The organism is Aliiruegeria sabulilitoris (genome assembly GCF_001558155.1).
Lineage (GTDB): Bacteria > Pseudomonadota > Alphaproteobacteria > Rhodobacterales > Rhodobacteraceae > Tropicimonas > Tropicimonas sabulilitoris.
Genome location: NZ_LOAS01000011.1, coordinates 53286 through 76929, shown reverse-complemented (window position 1 = coordinate 76929; position 23644 = coordinate 53286). Strand labels below are relative to the sequence as shown.

The window sequence follows — 23644 nt, the reverse complement described above, 5'->3', positions numbered from 1 at the left end:
CCTCAGCCGGCCTGCATTGCGGCGCGGTAGGCATCCTCGCCGGGATAGGATCGGGGATAGCTGTCGCGGTAGCTGGCGGTGGCATCAGGCTTCCACGCCTCGGGCAGCATGTGCTTGGAGGTCTCCATGGATCCGTCCGCGCCCTTGCGCAACAGCACCCAGCAATGCCACGCGTCGTCGTCGCGCGCCGGGTAATCCTCGCGGAAATGGGTACCGCGGCTCTCGGTGCGGAACAGACCCGCCCGCAGCTTCATCTCGGCGTTGAGCAGCATGTTGGCCGTCTCGTGTGCCAGCCGCAGCTCGTGACCGGAGCCGGCGATCAGGTTCGGCACCATGTACTGACGCATGTATTCGATCGAGGAGAGTGCTCCGGCCAGGCGGCGTTCCTCCTTGATGTAGAGGATGTGAAACGGTGTCATTGTGCCCTGCAGGACCTGCGTGACCCAGTCGGGCGAATAGCCTTGCTGGCGCTCGCGCGGCGCCCACATGGTGGCGATATTCGCGTCGATCTCGGCTTGCGAAACCTCGGCGGGCTCCATCCCACCCACGGCCTCGCTGGCGAATTGGGCCGCGCGCCGCCCCTGGATGGCCGAGCCGTTGGAGGAGAAACCACGCCCCGGATAGGACGCCCCGCAGAGCATCGAGCCGAGCGCGTCTCCGGCGACATAGAGCCCGTCGAGCCCGTCGGCCTTGCAAGAGTAATCCGCGCAAAAGACGCCCTCGGATTTGTGCACCCCCATGCCAGCTGTCGCGCCTCCGACCTGGTAGCCCTTGTCGAGCCCGTTATCCGGCGGCGGGCCTTCGGGCGGCTGACCGAAATCGAGGATGAGATCGTTGCGCGCCAGGAAACCCTTGCCCTTGTAGGCGAGGTTCTTCTGGGCAGATCTGGCCATGGCTTCGAATTCCGGGGGCATGTTGCTGCCGCCGCCGGGAGCCCCGCCGCCCGGACCGCCAGGCCCGCCGCGCGACACGCCGCTTGTCGCCGCCTGAAGCGCGGAATCGATCGTCAGGCCGCCCGATGCGCGGTCGGGCGCGCCGACCATGATGAAGGCGCCGGTGACGTTCTGCGCCCAGCTCCAGTTCTGGAAAGAGGCGGCGGAATAGTTGGAAAAGGTGCCGTGGGTATCGTGGAATTCCTTGCCGGTGATCGCGGCACCGGCTTCATAGGCCATCGCGTCGCCATCGAAGGTCTGGCCCCAGTTGGGGAAGCCGGGGCTCTTGTAGCCGCCCGCCCCGGTGCACAGGATGGTGGCCTTCGCCTTGACCGTCACCGCGCGGCATTCCTGGGACGTGTCGTCGAAGGTGAAGCCCACGGTGCCGGCAACCCGGCCGGACATGTCCTTGAGCAGGCTTGTCACCATCACCCGTTCAACGATCTCGACGCCTGCGTCTTCCAGCACCCGGCGGAAGACCCTCGAGCGTTCGAAGGGTTTGCATTTGTGCACGCCCCAGCCGTCTAGCGTCTCGAAGATCGAAAGAGAGTCGTCCATGAAGATGTCGAACCAGCCGCGGTCGTTGATGTATTCGCAATTGGTGGACATGTTCGCCATCCACTCGTCGCGGTCATAGATCGCCGGATCAAAGGGCCGGCTGTCGGAGGCCCAGGGCGAGAGGCCCGAATATCCGACCGATCCCTTGTCGAGCATCAGGACACGCTGCCCTGTCCGGCTGGCCTCGGCGGCGGCAAAGGTCCCGGCAAAGCCGCTGCCGATAACGAGAATATCGGTGTCGTAGCTGTCCTTGACGGTCGCTCCCATCGGGTGGGCGCCGGCATTGCGGAGGATCATCGGGGTGGCGAGCGCCGTGGCGCCAATGGCGCCAATGGTGAGAAGGTCCCGGCGGGACAGTGTGGCGAAAGGGGTGCGACCGGGCCGCCTGGTCTTGGTCATCGGGTTTTCCTTGGGCTGGAGAGCAGGGCTGGCGTGGCCAACCGCGTCGGGGCTCTGTGAAAGCGCAAGGGTCAGGTAGGGCGCCGCGCCCACCCGGTCGATTTAGCCGCTGATCGCGAACGCTCGGCTGTGCCAAGGCTGGCGTCCGGCTTCGGCTGCGCGCCGGAAAACCTCTTTCTGGTCAGTCTGTTGTGCTCGCCGCTGAATCAGGACATCCGGGTCCGGTATTGCGAGGGCGTCATCCCCGTCAGCCGTTTGAAGGCCGTGTTGAAGGTCGATTTGGAATTGAACCCGGAGGCGTAGGCGATGTCGAGCAACGTCCGATCCGCGCCCTCGGGCGCTCTCATTGCCCGCTTCACGGCCTCTATCCGATATTCGTTGACGAACAGGTAGAAGTTCTTGCCGTGGCGTTCGTTGATCACCTGTGTCACGTGGTGGCGAGGAACGGCCATCCGCTTTGCGAGCTTCTCGATGGTCAGCTCGGGGTCGAGGTAAGGTCGCTCCGCGCGCATGTACCGCTCCAAGCGTTCGGTGATGGTTTCCGCACGCTCTTCGGTCAACCCGGAGCGGCTATACCGCGCCTTCGATTCATCCCGCATGTCATCGTCCTGAGTGCCATCTTGCCGCGCTCTCGGCCCGGTTGGCTCCGGCGCAAGGCGGGCCGGGCGGTCCATGCTCCTCACCGCAATGGCGTCGTCCGGCGGCGAACTTGGCACTGTCTGCCGATCGAAAATCTGCCCTTGTCTCAGACCGGCGAAACTCAGCGCAAGGATGAAGGCGACAAGTGCGAACATGTGGATTTCGAGCAGGACTGGCAGAGACAGGACGGAGCCCAGAAACAACAGAACAAAGACGCCGAATACGCCCAGTGTGATCCAGTAGAGCCAATTCAGCGTGATGTTGCTGGACAGTTCGGAGAAATGCTCGACCACCTCCTTGCCGTGCAGGCGCAATCGCCAGATCACCGCAACGGTATAGGCCAGCAACAGCGCAAGGTTGACCGCGCCGATGCTGCGTATCGCTGTGCCGAAAGCCAGTTTCTCCGGACCCGGCAGTGCGGGCGTCCAGTGGAAAATGAGTTGGTAGAGGCTCACGACCGCAAAAGGCAGGAAATGGACGAGATTGCGAGGTCGGAGGCGGCCGATGTCTCCGGTCAGCGTTCCGACATAGAGCCACATGAACGGGCCGTAGGTGAGCGGGTAGATCAGGTTGGATCGCAGCACGGGGATCTGGATGTCCGGCAGCAGGTGGCCGGACAGGCCGGACAGAAGCGGCAGCGCCATGAAGACCATCCATGCGGCGAGAACCGAGTCGTTCAGCGTTCTGTCGCGCTTGGTGGCGAGGAAAAGCGCGGTGAAGCAGGAATGGACGATTCCAATGGAAATGAGTTCGTTCATGATACCCGACCGTCTTTCCGAGCCTTTCGAGCCTGTTGCCACGGATCGCGCGATGCCACAATCCGCAATCCCGAACCTTTCCTGACGAACCCGCGCGGCCCATGGTCTTGCGATTTTAAGTGATCCCATTGCCCGGCTGGAACGTAGGTAATTTCAAACAAGGAGGAAACGAGATGTCGCGGATGTTGTTGCTCATGTTTCTGATCGGGTTGGGCCACCAAGTGAATGCGGGTGCCGTGTCGGGAGAATTTCCCTCGATTGATGGCGGAACGATTTCGCTCGAGGATTGGCGCGGGGGGCCTGTTCTGGTGGTCAACACGGCGTCACGTTGTGGCTTTACCCATCAATATGACGACCTCCAGGCGCTCTATGACCGCTACCGGACGCGCGGGTTCGAAATCCTTGCGGTGCCGTCCAACGACTTCAAGCAGGAGCTATCAAGTGCCGAGCAGGTCAAGGATTTCTGCGAGATCAATTTCGACCTCGACCTGCCGATGACTGATATCACCCATGTGCGTGGGTCGAAGGCGCACCCTTTCTACAAGGAAGTCCGCGAGAAGACCGGGTTTGTTCCGCGCTGGAACTTCAACAAGATCCTGCTCGACTCCAAAGGAGAGGTCGTCAAGACGTGGGGCGCACGGGTAAATCCGACCTCGCAGAAGATCACCGGCGAGATCGAGGCCCTGTTGCAGTCGTCTCCAAAGGAAGCAGCTAGCAACCCTTGATCGGCTGTCCGGCGAGACACCTACTTATCGTCGTGGCACCGGCAGGGAGCGTTCAGCCCAGGCGGAATGCGACGAAGTCCGGCAAGAATTGAATGGCACGCATCACCCAGGAGAAGGGTGCCGGGAAGTCGGTGCGGAAACGGCGGGACAGCATGGCGCGCACCACGTGCCGGGCGGCCTGATCGGGCGACATCAACATCGGCATCTTGAAGGTGTTCTTTTCCGTCAGGCGCGTGCGGATGAAGCCCGGATTGACAAGACGGACAGTGACGCCACTTCCTTTCAGGTCATAGCGCATGGTCTCCGCCAGGCTGATCAAGGCCGCCTTGCTGGCGCCGTAGCCCACTGCTTTGGGCAGGCCACGATACCCGGCGAGCGACCCGACGAGCGTGATGTCACCGGACCCGCGCTCGACAAAATCGGGCAGGACCTCGCCAATCACCCGCAGGGCGCCGAGATAGTTGACGTCACACATGTTCAGCGCCTGTTCGGTGTTCCATTCGCTTGCAGGCATCGGATCATAGGCGCCGGCATTGAATATCACGCCGTCGATCGGCCTGACCGTCTCTGCTGCCCGTCGCACGGATGCTGAATCCGTCACATCCATTGGAACCGCCCAAGCACCGGGGATTTCGGCCACCAACGCCTCCAGACGCGCGGCATTTCGGGACGAAACCACCAGGTTCGCGCCTTCCTGCGCAAGCTCTTTCGCGAGAGCACGGCCCAAGCCTTCGCTGGCGCCAACGAGCCAGTAGGTTTTTCCTTGAAGTTTCATGCCTCGTTCTCCGACAAGGCATGGCCATTGGAGACCAGGGTCTCTGGCGGTTTCTGCCGTTTAAGGAATGGTGCGCGTTTCAGGTACAGGATCAATGCCTGCCAGTGGATCAGCGCCAGCACACGCGCAGCACCGAACGGTCGGCGCAGGGCGGCCCAGGCAAGTGAGCGGGTCGTCGCCGGGCGCCGGGAGCCCTGCAGTGTGGCGATCACCCCTTCGCGCCCGTTTTCATAGGTGATGCGGATATCCACCGAACTGTCGGTCAGTCCGAAATTGAAATGGTATTCCCCCGCGACCTGCTGAAAGGGTGAGACATGCATCAGCTTCGTCGCTGTGAGCTTGTCGGTTCGCTCGATCGGACGAAATTCCTCATGGGCACAGACATAGCAATGACGCTGGCCGAAGGTGCTGTTGACCTCCGCGACGAAGGCGCAGGGCTGGCCTTCGCGTAGCGCGATCCAGAAGCTTACCGGATTGAAATGGAACCACAGGAAGCTCGGCTGGGTCAGCAGGACAAGCCGAGCGCCCTCAAGGGGGAAACCGCGCGACTCCAGTATCTCCCGGAACCAGTCGACGCCACGCCCACGGCCTCGCGGGCCGCCATGGTGGCGGTCGGAAAGGTGCCAGAGGTTGAAGCGGTTGAAAGACAAAAGCCTCGGCGCATCCTGCAAGGGAAGATCCGCGAGCACGAAATCCACGCCATATCGAAAGGCGTTTTTCAGCTGCCCGCGTCGGGCGTGGAATGTTTGTCCGGCGATATGATCGATCATGAAATCCATACGAAGCAGGCCGGCCAGCAGATCGAATTTTCTTGGAAACTTGTGGCGGGCCGTTCTATTTCGATCCTAGGGATCCGACGTTCGACAGGCAACGCGCATGTATTTGTGATCCGATCCAGTACAACCACCGTATTGTTTCGAAACACTGCTTGGGGGCCACATGTTCGACTGTCATCCACTGCCGAGGAAAAAGATCGCCATTGTCGGCGCTGGGATCTCTGGCCTTTCGGCGGCTTATTACCTTTCGCCCCACCACGATGTGACCCTTTTCGAGGCAGGCAGCCGGTTGGGCGGCCATGCCCGTACTGTCACTGCCGGGCTTCGTGGCGATCAGCCGGTCGATACCGGTTTCATCGTGTTCAACTATGCGACCTATCCCAACCTGACGAGGCTGTTTCACGATCTCGACGTTCCCGTGACCCGCAGCGACATGAGTTTCGGCGCGAGTATTGACGGTGGTCGCATCGAATACGGCCTTGGAAGCCTGAACGGTCTGCTGGCGCAGCGGAGCAACCTGATGCGGCCGCAGTTTTATGGCATGGTGTCCGATATTCTGCGGTTCGGGAAACGGGCCGAGGCGGCCGCGCGCGATGACAGCGTGACGATCGGCGAACTGGTTGAGGAGCTGAATCTCGGCCGCTGGTTCCGCGATTACTATCTCATGCCGATGTGCGGCGCGATCTGGTCGACCTCGGTCGACGAGGTCGATCGTTTCCCGGCGCGTTCCCTTGTGCGTTTCTTCCGCAACCACGCGTTGCTTGCGGGAACCGGTAAGCACCAGTGGTGGACGGTGAAGGGCGGCAGTATCGAATATGTGAGCCGTCTGCGAGCCTCCTTGCTGGTGCGTGGCGTCTCGATCCGTCTGAATGCTCCGGCTGTCAGCCTCACGCGCGACGCATCTGGCGCCAAATTGCGGATCGCGGGCGGACATGAGGAGGCTTTCGACGAAGTGATACTGGCCTGCCATTCGGATCAGGCGCTCGCGATTCTCGGCGCTGATGCGCGGCCTGAGGAGCGCGCCCATCTCGGTGCGATCCGTTACCAGACCAACAGCGCCGTGCTGCACAGGGACCCGGCCCAGATGCCCAAGCGTCGTGCCTGCTGGTCGAGCTGGGCCTATCGCTCGCAGGACGGAGCGATTGGCGTCACCTACTGGATGAATCGCCTGCAGAATATTCCCGAGAACGATCCGCTCTTCGTCACTCTGAACCCGTCTTCGGAGATTCCCGATGACTTGGTGTATGATCGCAAGGACTTCGCCCACCCGGTTTTCGACGGTCCGGCGCTGAAGGCGCAGCGCGGATTGCAGGCGATCCAGGGCGAAAACCACACATGGTTCGCCGGTGCCTATAACCGCCACGGCTTCCACGAAGACGGCATCGCCAGCGCGTTGCGGATAACACGCAGGCTCACCCCGACACAGACAGAGGATTCACGCAATGAACCTGACTTCGAAAGCACTGAAGACAGAATTCCTGTCGACCTGTGAACGCCTGAACGAAGGTCGCCTGACCATCCGCACACCCGACGGCGAGACCTATCGCTTCGGCAGCCGCGGCGACGAGGCTGAAATGGAGATCCGCGACTGGTCCGCCGTTGCAGCCATCGCTGCGCACGGACAGGTCGGGCTTGGCGAGGCCTATGTGCAGGGTATGTGGGACACGCCTTCCGTGGAGGGGTTGGTGACACTGGCGATGCGCAACCGGGAAGAGATGGGTTCCTACGACCACGCGGGCGCGTTCAACCGGTTCAAGTTCCGGCTGGTGGATACGGTCCTGCGGTCCAATTCCCGGCGCGGCGCTCGCCGCAACATTCGCGCGCATTATGATGTGGGCAACGAGTTCTACCAGCTCTGGCTGGACGAGGGCATGACCTATTCGTCGGCGTTGTTCGACAATGGCACCAACAGCCTTGCCGAAGGTCAGATGCGCAAGAATGCGCGCGCGCTGTCACGGCTTACGGAAGGCGCCCGGGTTCTGGAAATTGGTTGTGGTTGGGGTGGCTTCGCCGAACATGCGGCCGAAACGGGTCGGGACGTGTCCGCGGTCACGATTTCGCGCAATCAGCAGAGCTATGCAGAGGCGCGTCTGGATGGGCGGGCCGAGATCCAGCTTCGGGACTATCGCGATATCGAGGGGCAGTATGACAACATTGTCTCCATCGAAATGATCGAAGCGGTCGGAGAACGCTACTGGCCGAGCTATTTTGGTACCATCCAGCGCAGCCTTGCCGAAGGCGGGCGGGCGTTGGTGCAGGCGATTACCGTCCCGGACGCGTTTTTCGAGACCTATCGCAATTCGTCGGATTTCATCCGGCAATACGTTTTTCCGGGCGGCATGCTGCTGTCGGATCGCGTCATCGCCGAGCAGGCGCGCGCAGCAGGGCTGGCGGTTCAGAACAGTTTCGCCTTCGGTCAGGACTATGGCAGGACCTGCCGGATCTGGGCCGAGCGGCTGGCGCGGCAGAAACGTCGGATCATCGCGCTTGGCCATGACGAGTCCTTCTTTCGCAACTGGCAGTATTACCTCGAAATCTGCGCTGCCTCCTTCGCGGTCGGGCATACGGATGTCGTTCAGGTGGAGCTGGCACATGCTTCGTAGGGTCCTGCTGATTGCCGCGCTGCTTGCCGCAAATGTTGCATCGGTTTCTTCCGCGGACGCAGCGTTTTCGGGGGCCAGCGAGCGCGGCAGTGCCGTCTATCGTCACCTCGGGTTCCCGGTTTACGAGGCGCGGCTCTTTACCAAGGGCGGCGCGCCGCTCGACTGGAACCAGGATTTCGGGCTGGAGCTGCGTTACCTGCGCAACTTCACCCAATATGACCTCGTGGAGAGCACGATGCGCGAGTTAAACCGCACGGGCGCCCCTCTGCCGGTGCGTTCCCAGCTCGAAGCCTGCTTCTCCGACGTGCGCAAGGGCGACCGCTACCTCGCCGTGACGAACGGTCCGGACCGGATCTCTTTCCGGCTGAATGGCACCCAGACTTGCACCTTTTCGTATCCGCAGATCACCTATCGCTTCATGGGCATCTTCCTTGGCGAGAATAGCCGCTCCGCAAGCTTCACCCGAAAACTGCTCGGACAATGAGCGAACTCGCCCAGGCAGAGCCGGTGCGCGTCGCGCAGGCCTATCCGCGCGTGAGCCTTTATGCGCTCATGCTCGCGGCGGCCGGGCTTCCGCTCTACATCCACCTGCCGCGCTTTGCTTCCGTCCACCTTGAAATCGGGCTTGCGGCGATCGGAACCCTGCTGATGGCAATCCGGCTCGTGGATCTTGTGCAAGACCCGGCCCTTGGCTGGGCCATCGACCGCTGGCCAAATGCGCAGCCGGTTTTCGCGATGCTGGCCGCAGCCGGGCTGGCGCTCGGTTTTCCCCTCCTGTTCATTCTGGAGTCGGGAACGTATGTGCTCTGGCAATTGATTGCGGTGCTGGTGTTTCTCTTCTCGGCCTACAGCCTCGGGATGATACTGCTCTACGGACGCAGCGCCACGCTCGCCGGCAGCTCGGAGCCGCGTGCGCTGTTGACCCTCGCGGCCTGGCGCGAAGCGGGCATGCTGGCCGGTGTTGTGCTTGCCGCGATGGCGCCGGCGCTGCTGGCCGGCTCGGGCGGGGAGCTTTCGGGTTACCGCGCTTTTGGCCTGATGCTCGGCGGCATAGCCTGCATCGTCGCCGCGGCAACCCTGCCGATGTGGCGCCGTCCTGTGCGCCCCGGCTCGCAATTGACGATTTCGGGGCTTCGCGAGGCGGGGGCGCTGCGCCTGCTGGCGCTTGCTCTGGTCAACAGTCTGCCCGTCGCGATCACCTCGACGCTGTTCCTGTTCTTCGTGGAGGACAGGCTCGCGCTCTCCGGCATGGCTGGGCCCTTCTTGCTCCTGTTTTTCCTCTGTGCCGGGCTGAGCGTGCCGGGGTGGGCGCGGCTTAGCAACCGTATTGGCCCCCGCGCCGTGTTGCTGATCGCCATGCCTCTGGCCATTCTGGGCTTTGTCGGCGCCGCCTTCCTCGGCCCGGGTCAGGGCGTCGCATTCGCCCTGATCTGCATCGTTTCCGGTGCGGCGCTCGGCGCGGACATGGTGGTCCTGCCGGCGATGTTTTCAATTGCTCTGAGCCGGGCCGGACTCAATGCCTCCGCAGCCTTCGGCATCTGGTCCTTTGCCGGTAAGCTGGGACTGGCACTCGCCGCCTTTCTTGTCCTGCCCGCCCTGCAATCCAGCGGTTTCACCCCCGGGCAGGAAAACACTCCCGGCGCCCTGCGTGCGCTGACCATTGCCTATGCAATCATCCCCTGCCTGCTGAAATTCCTCGCCATGGCCTTCGTCCTGGCGCTTCCAACCGAGGAGCCTCCCCGATGAAGATGACGATCCTCCTGATATTGGTCATTGGCGCTGTCACCATCATGTCCGCGCGCTCGCTTTTGCTGAGCTTCCGCGCCCAGCGGCCCGCGGATTATGCCGCGACCTCCCCCGAATTCGACCTGCAAACGGTTCTGAACGGGCCGATCCTGTCAGAGGGGTTGATCTATGGTCCCAACGGCCGGATGACCAACAGTTTCGTCGCGCAGATGCATGGCGAATGGGAGGGCAACACCGGCACGTTGAGCGAGGACTTCACCTATTCCAACGGCAAGCGCATGCAGCGAAAGTGGTTCCTCACATTGGTCTCCGACAAGGAGTTCACAGCAACGGCCGACGATATCGAGGGAACGGCGACCGGTGAGGTCTCGGGCTCCACGGTGATGATGCGCTACCGCATTCGTCTGCCCGAAGATGCCGGCGGGCATGTGTTGAATGTGACCGACTGGCTCTATCTCACCGAGGATGGCGCGATCATGAACCGTTCCGAGATGCGAAAGTTCGGCATCAAGGTGGCGGAGCTGATCGCCACGATGCGGCCCGATCCCTCCGAGGCCCGTCAATCCATTGCAGCGCAATAGGTCCAGCAAAATGGGACGTATCATGATCAGAACTCTTCTCGCGATTGCCTTGCTTGTGACCCTTGCCGCCTGTTCCGGACGGCCCGGGCCGAAGGATGATGTGCTTTCGGACAGGCAACTCAACCTCGAGGAATTCTTCGAAGGCCGGACGATTGCCCATGGTCAGTTCCAGGACCGGTTCGGAACCGTGCAACGACGCTTCATTGTCGAGATCGACGGCACCTGGGACGGCAACACGCTGCGTCTGGTCGAAGATTTCACCTATGACGATGGCGAGACCGAACAACGGATCTGGACGCTCACCAAGACCGGCGAAGACAGCTGGACCGGAACGGCTCCCGGTGTGCTGGGTGAGGCCAAGGGCGTCGAGCGTGGTGACAGCTTCAACTGGGTCTACCGTATCGACCTGCCGGGCCGAAATGGCACCATGCGGGTCGATTTCGACGACTGGATGTGGCTGATGACGGATGACCGCCTTCTGAACCGGGCCTATGTCTCGCGCTTCGGTGTCACTCTCGGCGAGGCGATCATCATGTTCGAAAAGCTGTGATCGGCCAACCAGGGCACCGTCTGCAAATCTAAGCATGGCTCGCTGCTGGCGTGGCCGTCCACGCAGCGGCGATGTTCAAAAAATTTTGTGATCCGCTCCCGGCAACGGAACGTAAACGAACCATGCTGACCGAAGTTCTTGATATTCACGATACGCCTGCCCATTACTGCTCAGGGGCTGAGGAGAGCGTGAAATTGGGTTCTGAACCAGACATGGAAGCGTCGGTGGAAACAGTGTGGATGCTTGCCGTTCGCGACAGGCGTTGCCGCGAGTCCTTCGGGGCGCTGTTCGATCACTTCGCTCCACGGCTCAAGGGGTTCATCATGCGGTCTGGAACGACAGCGGATCAGGCAGAGGAAATCGTTCAGGACGTCATGCTGACGGTCTGGCGGAAAGCGTCGCATTTCGATCCGCACCGGGCGCAGGTTTCGGCCTGGATCTACCAGATCGCCCGTAATCGTCACATAGACATCAAGCGCAAGGAGCGGCGCCCCGTTCCGGAGGCTCTCAAGGAAGAGCCGAACACGGAACCGGATGCAGGCCAGATACTGGCGCTTGAACAGGAAACACGGGTACTGAAATTGGCCATCTCACGCCTCGGCGAGGATCAGCGGGACTTGATCGAAAAAGCCTATCTGGGCGAGTTGTCTCACGCGGAGATCCAGCAACAAACGGGTTTGCCGCTCGGAACCGTGAAATCGCGGATCCGGCTTGGACTGGAACGGCTGCGGCACGAATTGCGGGGTTTGCGCTAAAATGACATCGATTCAGCATCATATCCCTGACCATCTCTTGCTGGCATATGCTTCGGGCAACTTGTCGCATCCCTTGGCGGCCGTGGTCGCGACCCATGTCTCGATGTGCTTGGAGTGCCGCGCGGCCCTCGAAGCGCACCAGATGATCGGCGGCGAGTTGATCGAGGCAAGTCCGGATGTCGAGCTGTCCCGGGACCTGAAGTCGAGTGTTCTGGATCTGCTGGACCTGCCGGAAGCCCCGGTTCCGGAGTATTCACGCTCCGGGATCTACCCGGGCCCGGTGATGGAGGCTCTCAAGGGCCGTCAACCGAGCTGGAAGAAGCTTGGCGCTGGCGTGCGCCAATGCATCCTGTCCCACGGGGCCGAGGGGTCCGTCAGGCTTCTCCAGATCCCGCCGGGTATGGCGGTCCCGGACCATGGGCATAGCGGCCTTGAGCTGACCCTTGTCCTGCAAGGAAGCTTCAGCGACGAGACCGGGCATTTCGGGGTCGGCGATATCGAGATCGCCGATGACGATGTCGAACACACGCCCATTGCCGACCCGGGCGCCGCATGCATCTGCCTCGCGGCGACGGAAGCGCCGTTGCGGTTCAATGCATTCCTGCCGCGGCTCCTACAGCCGATTTTCCGTATCTGACTTTCGGTCCATAGAACCGGTCGGGTGCCAGTTATTGGCGCGGCGTATCCGGGCCGGTCTGTGTTTGAGTTGTTTGTACTCGGTGCGCTCGCTTCCGGCCAAGGCCTCCGAGGCGCGTGTCTTCATCATCCCCGCAAGGAAACGTCAGCCGACGCTTGACCGCGCTTGGCCCATGAAATAAGCAATCAAAACCCAGAGCGGGTATAGCTTAATGGTAAAGCCCCTGCCTTCCAAGCAGGCTATGTCGGTTCGATTCCGTCTACCCGCTCCAGGATTCCAAGCCCGACAGAACCCTTGCGAAGTTTGTGATTGTTGGCGTTCCTGCATGAAGTGAGCGACCGTAGTCCGCATACGATCACTGGCCTGACGGCGCTGACGATTCCAACGGGGGATCTAGGTCGCTCCGGACGGCTTCGGCCCGGTTGCGGTCTGTGCGAGTGTAGTGATGAAAAACTGTGCATCCGTTGTAACTTGGCGACGTTTTTCTTCAGAGATTCGGCCATTTCCCACGGGTTCCCTTCTGCGGAGAGCGAAATTCCGGGGAGACAGGATCTTTCGTTTTTTCCGCTGTGGCGGTTGTAATGTGTCGCTAAGTAATTTTCCGCATTTGGATGACGGTTGAACGAAACGAGATTACTCGAATCATTCTATGCAAGGGGCGCAATGCCGCCTCAACCGATCTGGCATCATATTGAAATTAAATGGAAAAAAATATGTTACCGGAAACAAGGGTAATTGAAGCATTATCCTGACTGACCCTATGTTTGTCGCAACGCGGCGTGATGCCGTTACGTAAGGGACGAGAGGGCGCCAAGTGGCTGGTGCGGTTTGATGCCTTCAGGACCCGGTTCGGATTTCAAGGACTGTCGCGGAGCAGTTTCGCGCAATGGATCGTCAGGAGACGAGAATGAACGTCATGACTCAAAGCACAATTTCCGATCCCTGGGATGGATTCTCCGACGGCGCCTGGCGCAGCAAGGTGGATGTGCGCGGCTTCATTCAGGAGAACTACACGCCGTATGAAGGCAATGACAGCTTCCTGGCGGGGCCGACCGAACGCACGACGGCGCTTTGGGCCGAACTGGGCGAATTGCTGAAAAAGGAGCGTGCGGCGGGCGTTCTGGATGTCTCTGCCGACAAGCCCTCGACCATCACCGCGCATGATGCCGGCTATATCAACAAGGATCTGGAGATCATCGTCGGCCTGCAGACCGATGCGCCGCTCAAGCGCGCCATCATGCCGAATGGCGGGCTGCGCATGGTCGAGAACGGGCTTGAGGCCTATGGTTTCAAGACGGACGAGACGGTCCACGAGATCTGGACCAAGTACCGCAAGAGCCACAACCAGGGCGTGTTCGACGTCTACTCCCCCGACATCATCGCCTGCCGGAAATCGGGCGTGATCACCGGCCTGCCGGATGCCTATGGCCGCGGCCGGATCATCGGCGACTATCGCCGGGTGGCGCTGTATGGAATCGATTTCCTCAAGGAAGACAAGCAGCGCGAGCATCGCGAGCTGGACGACGCCGTCTTCGACGAAGACACGATCCGCGACCGCGAGGAGCTGTCCGAGCAATATCGCGCGCTGGAAGAGCTGCGCGAGATGGGCCTGAAATACGGGATCGACATGTCGAAACCGGCCGAGACCGCCCGTGAAGCGATCCAGTTCACCTATCTGGCCTACCTTGCGGCGGTGAAAGAACAGAACGGCGCGGCCATGTCCATTGGCCGGATCTCGACCTTCCTGGATATCTATATCGAGCGCGACTTCGCCCAGGGCACGCTGACCGAGGAAGCCGCGCAGGAGATGATCGACGACATGGTCATCAAGCTGCGCATCATCCGCTTCCTGCGTACGCCGGACTATGACGAGCTGTTCTCGGGCGACCCGACCTGGGTAACCGAAGCCATCGGCGGCATGGGCAAGGATGGCCGCACGCTGGTCTCCAAGACGTCCATGCGGATCCTGCATACGCTCTACAACCTCGGCCCGGCGCCGGAGCCGAACCTGACGGTGCTCTGGTCCTCCAAGCTGCCGCGCGGTTTCAAGGATTTCTGCGCCAAGGTCTCCAAGGACACCTCGGCCATCCAGTACGAGAACGATGACCTGATGCGTCCGAAATGGGGCGACGACTACGGCATCGCCTGCTGTGTTTCGGCCATGGCCATCGGCAAGCAGATGCAGTTCTTCGGCGCCCGCGCCAACCTTGCCAAGGTTCTGCTCTACGCGATCAACGGCGGTGTGGACGAGAAGTCCGGCCAGTTGGTTGCCTCGGGGCTGGAGCCGATCACCGGCGATGTGCTCGAATATGACGAAGTTGTCGCCAAGTTCGAGATCGCCATGGACTGGCTCGCCAAGACCTATGTCAAGGCGCTGAACGTCATCCACTACATGCATGACCGCTACGCCTATGAGCGGATCGAAATGGCGCTGCACGACCGCGACATCCTGCGCACCATGGCCTGCGGCATTGCCGGCCTGTCGATCGCCGCGGACTCCCTTTCAGCCATCAAGCACGCCAAGGTGCACGTGATCCGCAACGAGGCCGGCCTGGCCGTCGATTACAGGATCGAAGGCGAGTACCCGGCCTTTGGCAACAATGACAACACGGTCGACAATATCGCCGTCTGGCTCACCGAGGTCTTCATGAAGAAGGTCGAAAGCCAGCCGCATTTCTACCGCAAGTCGATGCCGACCCAATCGGTGCTGACGATCACCTCGAACGTGGTCTACGGCAAGAAGACCGGCGCGACGCCGGATGGCCGCGAGGCCGGCGAGCCCTTCGCCCCGGGTGCTAACCCGATGAACGGGCGCGACAAGAACGGCTTCGTTGCCGCCGGGGCTTCGGTCGCCAAGCTGCCCTACGAGTTCGCAAAGGACGGCATCTCCTGGACCGCTTCGGCCACACCGGACTCGATGGGGCACACGGAGAAGGAGCAGATGCGCAACCTGTCGAACTGCCTTGACGCCTTCTTCGACGCCGATGGCTTCCACGTGAACGTCAACATGCTCAGCCGCGAAACGCTGATGCACGCGATGGATCACCCGGAAGAATACCCGCAGCTGACCGTGCGCGTCTCGGGCTATGCGGTGAACTTCGTCAAGCTCTCGCGCGAGCAGCAGCTCGACGTGATCGGCCGGACCTTCCACAACCAGATGTAAGTCAACCGGGCGGGGCGCTCTCCGGCGCCCCATCCAAACCGCCGGAGAAGACATCATGACCGCACTGGTCCCCGAGACGGCATTCGACGCCACGCATCAAGCGGATTGCCATGGCTTTCTGCATTCGGTGGACTCGGGCGCGGCAGTCGACGGGCCGGGGATGCGCTTCGTCTTCTTCATGGCCGGGTGCCAGTTCCGCTGCCTCTATTGCCACAACCCCGATACTTGGAAGCTCCACAACGGCATCCGTGTGGAACTCAAGGACATGCTGGCGAAGGTGCGGAAATACTCTTCCTTCCTGAAATTCGCCGGCGGCGTCACCTTTTCGGGCGGCGAGCCCCTCATGCAGGCGGAATTCGTCGGCCGCACGGCGGCGGCGATCAAGAAACGATGGGGTCTGCATATCGCGCTCGATACGCAGGGTTTCCTGCATGGCAAGGTCGAGGATTCGTGGTTCGACCCGATCGATCTGGTGATGCTGGACATCAAGCATATCGACCCGGAACGCTACCTGAAGCTCACCGCCCAGCCGCTCCAACCGACGCTTGATTTCGCCGAGCGCCTCGTGCGGCTCGGCAAGCAGATGCGCATCCGCTACGTGCTGGTGCCCGGCTGGACCGACGCGCCCGACGACGTGGCGAAAATGGCGGATCTCGTGGCCAGTTACGGCGATGCCGTCGAACTGGTCGAGGTCCTTCCCTTCCACCAACTCGGCACGTCCAAATGGGACCGGCTGGGTCTGGAATACAAGCTTCGCGAGACCCGTACTCCTTCCAACGATGAAACCGAGGCCGCGCGGGAGATTTTCCGCGCCCGTGGCCTGGAAGCGACCTGACACGCGGCAAAGAGGCGACAGCGCCCGACCGCATCAAAGAGAACACGCATGGACATGCAGCACCAACCCTTCGATCCCATATTGCCGCCGGAGATGGCCAAGAAGGCCGAGGATCTCGGCGTGGCAAAGGCAACGAAACGCCCACGCAACGCTTTCGCACTGGCGATCTCGGCAGGCTTCTTCATCGGCATCGCCTTCATTTTCTATACCGTGGTGACGACGGGAAATCCGAATATGGGCTGGGGCGCGAGCAAGATGCTCGGCGGCCTCGCCTTCTCGCTTGGCCTGATGCTGGTTGTGGTCAATGGGGGTGAACTTTTCACCTCGTCCGTGCTGACCGTGGTGGCCAAGGCCAGCGGCAAGATCACCTGGGGGCAGCTCGGAAAGAACTGGGTGCTGGTCTATGTCGGGAACTTCATCGGCTGCCTTGCGCTTGTCGCCATCATGCAGGTGGCGCAGCATTACGAGTTTGCCGGCGGACAGCTTGGCCTGAACTACATGAAGATCGCGCAGCACAAGCTGCACCATGATTTCAGCCAGGCCATCGCGCTTGGCATCATGTGCAATGTCATGGTCTGCCTCGGCGTCTGGATGACCTTCTCGGCACGCACGGTGACCGACAAGCTGCTGGCGGTGATGATGCCTGTGGCAATGTTCGTTGCCGCCGGCTTCGAGCACTGCGTTGCCAACATGTTCCAGATCCCGATGGCGATCCTGACCAAGAACGCGGTTGGCCCGGAATTCTGGGAAGCGACCGGTGCCACTGCAGCCCAGTTCGCCGACCTGACCTGGGGCCATTTCTTCCTCGACAACCTCTTGCCGGTGACGATCGGAAACATCATCGGCGGTGGGCTGTTCGTCGGGCTGCTCTACTGGTTCATCTATTTGCGGCCGGGCGAAGAGCAGCGCCACTGAGGGGCGCATCGCGGGCCGCGCGGCCGGCGCCTCTTGTGAAGCCGCAGGCGGCTAAATGCCGAGACATGAAACGGGCAGCCCTGGGGCCGCCCGTTTCGTTGGCGTGAGTGGTCAGAAGTTTATTCGGCCGGGACAGCGATGCCATCCTGATCGCTCGAGGAGCGGCCGAAATGTTGCTTGTTGAGCCGCAGGACCAGCGCGATCATGGCGACCTGGAAGGCCACGGCGAGGGCCGAGATCAGCCAGAAGGCGAGCGAGTACTTGTCTACCACACCAGCCGCGACCAGGCCCTTGTTCAGCCAGAATTGCAGCATGACCGAGAGCGCGACACCGGGGCAAACGAGGGCGTAGGAACCGGGCGAGGTCTTGGAGCCAAAGACGAAGTCTTTGAAATAGCCCTGGCGGCGCAGGACAAGCAGGCCGAGCATCAGGAAGATGACCTGGATCGTCAGCAGGCGGGAGAGCGCCATCAGTGTCTCGCCGGCGGTGCCATGCACCTCGAAGGTGGTGTGCAGCCCGTGGCTCTGGCGCAGGAAGGTGATGCCGAGCACGGTCATGATCGGAACGATGATCATCAGCGTCGGGCCGGACTCTTTGGCGGTGCCGTGATGCAGCATCGAGTTGAAGGCGGTGATCATGGCCACGACCATGTAGAGCGTCGCGGCGACCGCGAAGAAGGTCGAGAGCACCAGCGCGATACCGACGGTCACGGTGTTGTGGCTCATCGCGGCGGGCGCGGCAAAGCCGACGGCGACCATGGAGAGCGCGAAGGCGGGGGTGAGCTGGGCGAAGGAGTTGTGCGCCGTCACGTCGAAGACGCCACCCTTGGTCAACACACGACCGAGGAAATCGCCGATGATCTGGAGCGCGAGGATGCCGACGAGGCCGAAGGCGATCATCGCCAGCGGGAAGAGAAACTCGACGATGGACCACAGCCCCGGCACGAAGGCGAGCCCGGCCACGAACAGGCCGTTGATCGACATGGCCAGCGCCAGCGGCATGGCGGTGATGGTGGTTTCGGCGTTGGAGTTGCGTAGTTTGTCGTAGGCTTTGGTTTTCTTGAACGCCGAGAAGGCGCGCAGGTTCCAGACCAGGTATTTCAGGTTCAGGAAGACGAAGAAGGCGATGCCGGCCCACGCGATCAGCACCGCGGCTTGCTGTAGCGGGCCGCCGGTCGTCAGCGCCGCCCAGATATGTTCGAAGGTCGGCACAGGGATGCCCTTATGCGGCACCCACATGAAGAGATACATGAAGAAGGTCACCGACAGGCCTCCGGCGCCGAGCGAGCCGAGGAAGTAGAGTGGTGAATAATTGTCTGAAGGACGGGTGGGGGTGCTCATGGGGCGCTCCTTTCGTATTCATATTCACAAACATGAATACAGGAGGCGGGCCGTATTGCAAGAGATTTTGAACTGCACTGTTCAGTTTTGTTTCTGTGGTCACCTCATCATGGAAATCCGTAATAGATATTGTGGATAACTCGGTGGAAATCCCTACATTCTGGGCCGACACTTGACTCTGGTGCAGGCTTTGCAAAGATCCGGCACCATTTGACGACTCGAGCAGGACAGGCACTTGCGATTCTCACGGCTGCGACTCAACGGCTTCAAGAGCTTCGTGGACCCCACCGATCTGGTGATCGCGGACGGGTTGACGGGCGTTGTGGGTCCGAATGGTTGCGGCAAGTCCAACCTGCTGGAGGCGCTGCGCTGGGTGATGGGCGAGAACCGTCCGACCGCGATGCGTGGCGGCGGGATGGAGGACGTGATCTTTGCCGGAGCCGCCAGCCGTCCGGCGCGCAATTTCGCTGAAGTCGTTCTGAGCATCGACAACTCGGAACGGCTCGCGCCATCGGGCTTCAACGAGTCCGATGTGCTCGAAGTGGTGCGCCGGATCACGCGCGATGCAGGCTCGGCCTACAAGGCGAACACACGGGATGTACGCGCGCGCGACATCCAGATGCTGTTCGCCGATGCCTCGACCGGCAGCCAGTCGCCGGCGCTCGTCCGGCAGGGGCAGATCAGCGAGCTGATCAATGCCAAGCCGAAAAACCGCCGCCGAGTTCTGGAGGAGGCGGCCGGGATCTCGGGCCTCTACCAGCGTCGCCACGAGGCGGAGCTGAAGCTGAACGGCGCCGAACAGAACCTGTCGCGCGTCGATGACGTGGTCGAGCAGCTTGCCGGGCAACTCGCGCAACTGGCGCGGCAAGCCAAGCAGGCGGAGCGCTATCGCACCATCGGCACCGACCTGCGCAAGGCCGAGGGCATGTTGCTCTATCGCCGCTGGCGCGAGGCGGCCGATGCGCTGGAAGCGGCGCGGGCGGAACTGCGGGAGCGAGTGACGGCGGCTGCCAAGGCCGAACGTCTGGCCGTCGAGGCGGCGGGCAAGCGTGAGAAGACGGATGCAGCCCTGCCGGCGCTGCGCGAAGAGGAGGCGATCGCCGCGGCTGTCTTGCAGAGGCTCCAGGTCGAGCTGGGTGCCATCGGCGAGGAAGAGGCGCGCGCGCAGGAGAGCATCGCGACGCTGGAACGACAGATCCTGCAAATGTCCAAGGATATCGAGCGCGAGGCCGGTCTGAACCGGGATGCTGGCGAGACGATTTCGCGGCTGGCCGAGGAACGCGGGGAGCTTGCCGTGGCCAATGATGGTCACGAGGAGCACCTTGCCGCCGCGGTAGAAGCCGCCCGGATCGCGGCCTCGAACCTGCAGGGCAAGGAAAGCGCGCTGGCCGAGCTGACAGAGGACGTCGCGCGGCTCGCGGCGCGCCACCAATCCGCCGAACGGCTGGAAGCAGAAGCCACCCATGCCGTGTCCCGGCACGAGCAGGAGGCTCAGAAAGCAGCCGGAACGGCGGCACATGCCCGCTCGGTCCTCGAGGCCTCGGAAGAAGCCCTCGAGCTGGCCGAGGCAGGGCTATCGGAAGCGACCGAAGCCGCGGAGGCGGCGGAGGACGCGCTGGCCGAGGCCGACGCGGCGCGGGCCGATTGTGCCGGGCGCGAGGCCGAGGCGCGGGCGGAACGCTCCGGCGCCGAGGGCGAAGCGCAGGCATTGCGCGCCGAGGTGGCAGCGTTGGCGCGGCTCGTCGAGCGGGATGCGAGCGAGGGCGCGCAGGTGATGGACCACCTGCGGATCGATTCCGGCTATGAGAAGGCGCTTGGCGCGGCGCTGGCCGATGACCTGCGTGCGCCAGAGATCGGTGAGAGCGACGGTTCGGGCTGGGTGGCGCTGCCGCCCTATGATGCCTCCCAGGCGCTGCCGGAAGGCGTGCCGTCGCTGGCCGACAGGATGGATGTTCCGGAGGTGCTGCGCCGGCGGATGTCGCAGGTCGGCGTGGTTCCGGCCGAGCAAGGCGCGCGTCTGCAACCGAAGCTGAAGCCCGGTCAGAGGTTGGTCAGCGTCGAAGGCGACCTGTGGCGTTGGGACGGCCTGCGCGCCGCGGCGGAAGATGCACCCTCGGCGGCGGCCCTCCGCCTGCAACAGCTCAACCGCCTTGTCGAACTCAAGCGCGATCTGGAAGAGGTCTCGGCCCGTTCCGAAGGGGCCGCACAGGCCCACGAGATGCTCCATCGCCAGTTGCAGGATCTGACCGAGGCCGACCGGCGCGCGCGCCAGGCCCGCAAGGATGCCGATACGGCGGTGGCGGGGGCCAGCCGGGCGCTGTCCAAGGCCGAGAACGAACGCTCCATGGCCGGGGCGCGGCTCGAAGCTGCCGAAATGGCCGTCGCACGGCATCAGGAAGAGGCCGCTGCGGCGCGGGAGCGGCTGGAAGAGGCCGCCGAGGCACGGGCGGAACTGCCGGACCTTACCGAGGAACGGCTTCGGATCGAGCAGGCCAAGACCGAGGTTGAAGGCTCGCGGCGGGACATGATGGCCGCGCGGGCGGCGCAGGACGAATTGCGCCGGGTGGGCGAGGCGCGGGATCGCCGGATCAAGGAGATCCAGCGCGATATCGACGGCTGGCAGAAGCGGCTCGACAATGCCGAGGCGCGCACGGCGGATCTCGAAGAGCGCAAGGAAGACGCGATGGAGCAGATCGAACTGGCGCGCGCTGCGCCGGAAGAGATCGCCCTGCGTCGGGAGAAGCTCGCCGAGGGTCTGGAAACCGCCGAAGCGCGGCGTCGTTCTGCGGCGGATGCGCTGGCGGCAGCGGAGACCGTGTTCCGGGAGGCCGAGCGCGCCGAGCGCGATGCCGAGAAATTCGCCAGCCATGCGCGCGAGGCGCGGGCGGCCTCGGAAGCGCGCGCCGAGGCGGCGCGGGAGACGCTGGAAGGCGCCGTCACCTGGATCCGCGAGGAACTGGAGACCACGCCCGAGGCGCTGCTGGAAACGCTCGATGCCGACCCGGAGGAGATGCCCGCGACAGAGGCCATCGAGGCCGATATCGCCCGGTTGCGCCGCTCGCGCGATGCGCTTGGTGCGGTCAACCTGCGGGCGGAAGAGGACGCCAAGGAAGTTTCGGCCGAACACGGGGCGCTGGTCGAGGAGAAGCGGGACCTCGAAGAGGCGATCCGTACGCTGCGCAACGGCATTGCCAGCCTGAACCGCGAGGGGCGGGAACGGCTGCTGACCGCTTTCGAGGAGGTGAATGGCAATTTCCGGCTGCTCTTCACCCATCTCTTCGGCGGCGGCGAGGCGAAGCTGGAGCTGATCGAGAGCGACGATCCGCTGGAGGCCGGGCTGGAGATCATGTGCATGCCGCCGGGCAAGAAGCTCTCGACGCTGTCGCTGCTCTCGGGCGGCGAGCAGACGCTGACCGCCATGGCGCTGATCTTTGCCGTCTTCCTGGCCAATCCGGCGCCGATCTGTGTGCTGGACGAGGTGGACGCGCCTTTGGACGACGCGAACGTCACCCGCTTCTGCGACCTGCTCGACGAGATGGTACAGCGCGCTGACACCCGCTTCCTGATCATCACCCACCACGCGGTGACGATGAGCCGGATGGACCGGCTGTTTGGCGTGACGATGCAGGAGCAGGGTGTGAGCCAGCTCGTCTCTGTCGACCTCAAGAAGGCGGAAGCGCTGGTCGCCTGATCATCGCTTTCAGAAATGTCGGTCAGGGGGCGCTCCCGCCCGTCTCAGTTCAGAGCGCGTTCAAAAGCTCCGATGTCGGCCAGGCATCCGCAGGCAGACCCAGCCTGACTTGCTCGGCCTGAACCGCTTCGCGGGTGCGGGCGCCGAGGATGCCGTCGATTCCGCCCACGTCATATCCGCGCGCTTCCAGCTTGCGTTGCAGGGACTGGATCTGCTCGCCCGAAAGCGCAGGCGCCGGGTTGCCGGCCTCGTAGACCGGAGCGCCCTCCAGCCGGGTGGCGAAATAGGCAGCGGTCAGCACGTAGGTGAAGCTCTGGTTCCATTCGAAATAGATGTTGAAATTGGGATAGGCGAGGAAGGCCGGGCCGTTGCGGCCCTGTGGCAGCAGGAGCGAGGCGGGCAAATCCGGGGCGGCCAGCGCGCCCGAGCGCGGCGTGACGCCGAGGGCTGCCCATTCGGAGGCGGGCAGGGGGTGGTCCAACCCGGTGCGGGACCAGTCGAGCCCTCCCGGCACGCGCACCTCCTGCATCCAAGGCTCGTTCGGCCGCCACCCGAGCGCGCGCAGCATGGCGCCACCGGACAGGAGCGCATCGGGCACGGAGGTCTTCAGCGTAACCTTGCCGTCCCCATCGCCATCCACCCCGTTTTCGAGAATGTCGCGCGGCAGCATCTGCACCATGCCGATCTCGCCGGCCCAGGCGCCGGTCGTCGTGGCCGGGTCGAAATCGCCGCGTTCGAACAGCTCCAGCGCGGCATAGACCTGCGGCTGGAAAAGCTCGGGGCGGCGGCAATCGTGGCTGAGCGTCAGCAGCGCGTTGAGCGTGTTGAAATCGCCCTGCACCGCGCCGTAATCGGTTTCCAGCGCCCAGAAGGCGAGGAGCACGCCGGGGCTGACGCCGTATTCCTGGCGGACGCGGTCGAAGGTGGCGGCGTGCTTGCGCAGGTTGGCCTGTCCGTTCTGGATGCGGTTCTGGCTGATAACGCGGCGGGAGAAGTCGATGAAGGGCAGCTGGAATATGCCCTGCGCGCGGTCGGCGCGGAGCACCTTGGGGTCCTGCGCGGTGCCGCGGAAGAAGGCGTCCACGTCCGCAGGGGCATGGCCGCGGGAAATCGCCTCGGCCTTCATGGCATTGGTGAAATCGGCGAAGCTGCCGCCGCAGGGGATTTCCGCCACGGCCGCGGTGGCCATCTGGGCGAGAAGAAGCGAGGCGAGTATCCGTTTCATGCGGCTCTCCGATATGCGGTTCGGCGCCACCCTAGCGAAGT

19 protein-coding genes and 1 tRNA gene are annotated in these 23644 nt (G+C 62.9%); 14 read left to right on the top strand and 6 right to left on the bottom strand.

Annotation, left to right across the window (positions count from 1 at the left end):
• Positions 1-2: 2 nt before the first annotated feature.
• Positions 3-1889, bottom strand: a complete 1887-nt coding sequence (locus tag AX756_RS11540) for an FAD-dependent oxidoreductase (RefSeq protein WP_068311316.1) — start codon at positions 1887-1889, stop codon at positions 3-5.
• Positions 1890-2095: 206 nt separating this feature from the next.
• A complete protein-coding gene (locus AX756_RS11535) occupies positions 2096-3286 on the bottom strand; it encodes a helix-turn-helix domain-containing protein (RefSeq protein ID WP_068311314.1) in 1191 nt (396 codons plus the stop codon).
• Positions 3287-3459: 173 nt separating this feature from the next.
• Between AX756_RS11535 and AX756_RS11530 the strand changes: the two genes are divergently transcribed.
• Complete coding sequence (locus AX756_RS11530) at positions 3460-4011, top strand: glutathione peroxidase (RefSeq protein ID WP_068311312.1); 552 nt, start codon at positions 3460-3462, stop codon at positions 4009-4011.
• Positions 4012-4063: 52 nt separating this feature from the next.
• On the opposite strand, the gene AX756_RS11525 is transcribed toward AX756_RS11530, so the two are convergent.
• Positions 4064-4786 carry an SDR family NAD(P)-dependent oxidoreductase gene (locus AX756_RS11525; protein WP_068311310.1) on the bottom strand — a complete coding sequence of 241 codons (723 nt, stop codon included), beginning with the start codon at positions 4784-4786 and terminating at the stop codon, positions 4064-4066.
• The gene (locus AX756_RS11520; RefSeq protein WP_156461471.1) at positions 4783-5556 is read right to left on the bottom strand and encodes a DUF1365 domain-containing protein; all 774 of its coding nucleotides are present in this window, start codon (positions 5554-5556) and stop codon (positions 4783-4785) included. The genes AX756_RS11525 and AX756_RS11520 overlap by 4 nt, the downstream gene beginning before the upstream one ends.
• A 169-nt stretch (positions 5557-5725) precedes the next feature.
• Here AX756_RS11520 and AX756_RS11515 point away from each other — a divergent pair, with 169 nt between their 5' ends.
• The 12 genes from AX756_RS11515 to focA all read left to right on the top strand — a co-directional run bounded on the left by AX756_RS11515 (position 5726) and on the right by focA (position 17347).
• A complete protein-coding gene (locus AX756_RS11515) occupies positions 5726-7054 on the top strand; it encodes an NAD(P)/FAD-dependent oxidoreductase (RefSeq protein ID WP_068311306.1) in 1329 nt (442 codons plus the stop codon).
• Positions 7005-8165, top strand: coding sequence for an SAM-dependent methyltransferase (locus AX756_RS11510; protein WP_068311304.1), 1161 nt, complete (start codon positions 7005-7007; stop codon positions 8163-8165). Before AX756_RS11515 ends, AX756_RS11510 begins: the two co-directional genes overlap by 50 nt.
• On the top strand, positions 8155-8649 hold the full coding sequence (locus AX756_RS11505) for a hypothetical protein (RefSeq protein ID WP_082739066.1): 495 nt from the start codon (positions 8155-8157) through the stop codon (positions 8647-8649). Before AX756_RS11510 ends, AX756_RS11505 begins: the two co-directional genes overlap by 11 nt.
• On the top strand, positions 8646-9911 hold the full coding sequence (locus AX756_RS11500; RefSeq protein ID WP_068311301.1) for an MFS transporter: 1266 nt from the start codon (positions 8646-8648) through the stop codon (positions 9909-9911). The genes AX756_RS11505 and AX756_RS11500 overlap by 4 nt, the downstream gene beginning before the upstream one ends.
• A gap of 2 nt (positions 9912-9913) precedes the next feature.
• Positions 9914-10492, top strand: coding sequence for a DUF3833 domain-containing protein (locus tag AX756_RS11495; RefSeq protein ID WP_068311611.1), 579 nt, complete (start codon positions 9914-9916; stop codon positions 10490-10492).
• 22 nt (positions 10493-10514) lie between these two features.
• Positions 10515-11042 carry a DUF3833 domain-containing protein gene (locus tag AX756_RS11490; protein WP_068311300.1) on the top strand — a complete coding sequence of 176 codons (528 nt, stop codon included), beginning with the start codon at positions 10515-10517 and terminating at the stop codon, positions 11040-11042.
• Positions 11043-11254: 212 nt separating this feature from the next.
• Positions 11255-11797, top strand: a complete 543-nt coding sequence (locus AX756_RS11485; RefSeq protein ID WP_068311299.1) for a sigma-70 family RNA polymerase sigma factor — start codon at positions 11255-11257, stop codon at positions 11795-11797.
• Between the two features lies 1 nt (position 11798).
• Positions 11799-12434, top strand: a complete 636-nt coding sequence (locus AX756_RS11480; protein ID WP_068311297.1) for a ChrR family anti-sigma-E factor — start codon at positions 11799-11801, stop codon at positions 12432-12434.
• Between the two features lie 197 nt (positions 12435-12631).
• Positions 12632-12705: transfer RNA gene (locus AX756_RS11475), tRNA-Gly, on the top strand.
• Positions 12706-13341: 636 nt separating this feature from the next.
• Positions 13342-15597: a formate C-acetyltransferase gene (gene pflB / locus AX756_RS11470; RefSeq protein WP_068311296.1), complete on the top strand. Its 2256-nt coding sequence runs from the start codon at positions 13342-13344 to the stop codon at positions 15595-15597.
• Between the two features lie 55 nt (positions 15598-15652).
• On the top strand, positions 15653-16432 hold the full coding sequence (gene pflA / locus AX756_RS11465; RefSeq protein ID WP_068311294.1) for a pyruvate formate-lyase-activating protein: 780 nt from the start codon (positions 15653-15655) through the stop codon (positions 16430-16432).
• A gap of 48 nt (positions 16433-16480) precedes the next feature.
• Positions 16481-17347 carry a formate transporter FocA gene (gene focA / locus AX756_RS11460; protein WP_199288114.1) on the top strand — a complete coding sequence of 289 codons (867 nt, stop codon included), beginning with the start codon at positions 16481-16483 and terminating at the stop codon, positions 17345-17347.
• A 119-nt stretch (positions 17348-17466) separates the two neighbouring features.
• Here the strand turns inward: focA and AX756_RS11455 are convergent, their stop codons facing one another.
• The gene (locus AX756_RS11455; protein ID WP_068311292.1) at positions 17467-18687 is read right to left on the bottom strand and encodes a TsoY family (seleno)protein; all 1221 of its coding nucleotides are present in this window, start codon (positions 18685-18687) and stop codon (positions 17467-17469) included.
• A gap of 235 nt (positions 18688-18922) precedes the next feature.
• Here AX756_RS11455 and smc point away from each other — a divergent pair, with 235 nt between their 5' ends.
• Entirely contained in the window at positions 18923-22378 is a 3456-nt protein-coding gene (gene smc / locus AX756_RS11450) for a chromosome segregation protein SMC (RefSeq protein WP_068311290.1), read from the top strand.
• 49 nt (positions 22379-22427) lie between these two features.
• Here smc and AX756_RS11445 read toward each other — a convergent pair whose 3' ends face one another.
• Positions 22428-23603: a lytic murein transglycosylase gene (locus AX756_RS11445; protein WP_068311288.1), complete on the bottom strand. Its 1176-nt coding sequence runs from the start codon at positions 23601-23603 to the stop codon at positions 22428-22430.
• Positions 23604-23644 lie beyond the last annotated feature (41 nt).

Coding starts and splice junctions, on each gene's coding strand:
- AX756_RS11495 (WP_068311611.1), top strand. CDS start 9,914: ATGACGATCCTCCTGATATTGGTCATTGGCGCTGTCACCATCATGTCC.
- AX756_RS11505 (WP_082739066.1), top strand. CDS start 8,155: ATGCTTCGTAGGGTCCTGCTGATTGCCGCGCTGCTTGCCGCAAATGTT.
- focA (WP_199288114.1), top strand. CDS start 16,481: ATGGACATGCAGCACCAACCCTTCGATCCCATATTGCCGCCGGAGATG.
- AX756_RS11490 (WP_068311300.1), top strand. CDS start 10,515: ATGATCAGAACTCTTCTCGCGATTGCCTTGCTTGTGACCCTTGCCGCC.
- AX756_RS11480 (WP_068311297.1), top strand. CDS start 11,799: ATGACATCGATTCAGCATCATATCCCTGACCATCTCTTGCTGGCATAT.
- AX756_RS11510 (WP_068311304.1), top strand. CDS start 7,005: ATGAACCTGACTTCGAAAGCACTGAAGACAGAATTCCTGTCGACCTGT.
- AX756_RS11535 (WP_068311314.1), bottom strand. CDS start 3,286: ATGAACGAACTCATTTCCATTGGAATCGTCCATTCCTGCTTCACCGCG.
- AX756_RS11520 (WP_156461471.1), bottom strand. CDS start 5,556: ATGATCGATCATATCGCCGGACAAACATTCCACGCCCGACGCGGGCAG.
- AX756_RS11500 (WP_068311301.1), top strand. CDS start 8,646: ATGAGCGAACTCGCCCAGGCAGAGCCGGTGCGCGTCGCGCAGGCCTAT.
- AX756_RS11525 (WP_068311310.1), bottom strand. CDS start 4,786: ATGAAACTTCAAGGAAAAACCTACTGGCTCGTTGGCGCCAGCGAAGGC.
- AX756_RS11485 (WP_068311299.1), top strand. CDS start 11,255: ATGGAAGCGTCGGTGGAAACAGTGTGGATGCTTGCCGTTCGCGACAGG.
- pflB (WP_068311296.1), top strand. CDS start 13,342: ATGAACGTCATGACTCAAAGCACAATTTCCGATCCCTGGGATGGATTC.
- AX756_RS11530 (WP_068311312.1), top strand. CDS start 3,460: ATGTCGCGGATGTTGTTGCTCATGTTTCTGATCGGGTTGGGCCACCAA.
- AX756_RS11445 (WP_068311288.1), bottom strand. CDS start 23,603: ATGAAACGGATACTCGCCTCGCTTCTTCTCGCCCAGATGGCCACCGCG.
- AX756_RS11540 (WP_068311316.1), bottom strand. CDS start 1,889: ATGACCAAGACCAGGCGGCCCGGTCGCACCCCTTTCGCCACACTGTCC.
- pflA (WP_068311294.1), top strand. CDS start 15,653: ATGACCGCACTGGTCCCCGAGACGGCATTCGACGCCACGCATCAAGCG.
- AX756_RS11515 (WP_068311306.1), top strand. CDS start 5,726: ATGTTCGACTGTCATCCACTGCCGAGGAAAAAGATCGCCATTGTCGGC.
- AX756_RS11455 (WP_068311292.1), bottom strand. CDS start 18,687: ATGAGCACCCCCACCCGTCCTTCAGACAATTATTCACCACTCTACTTC.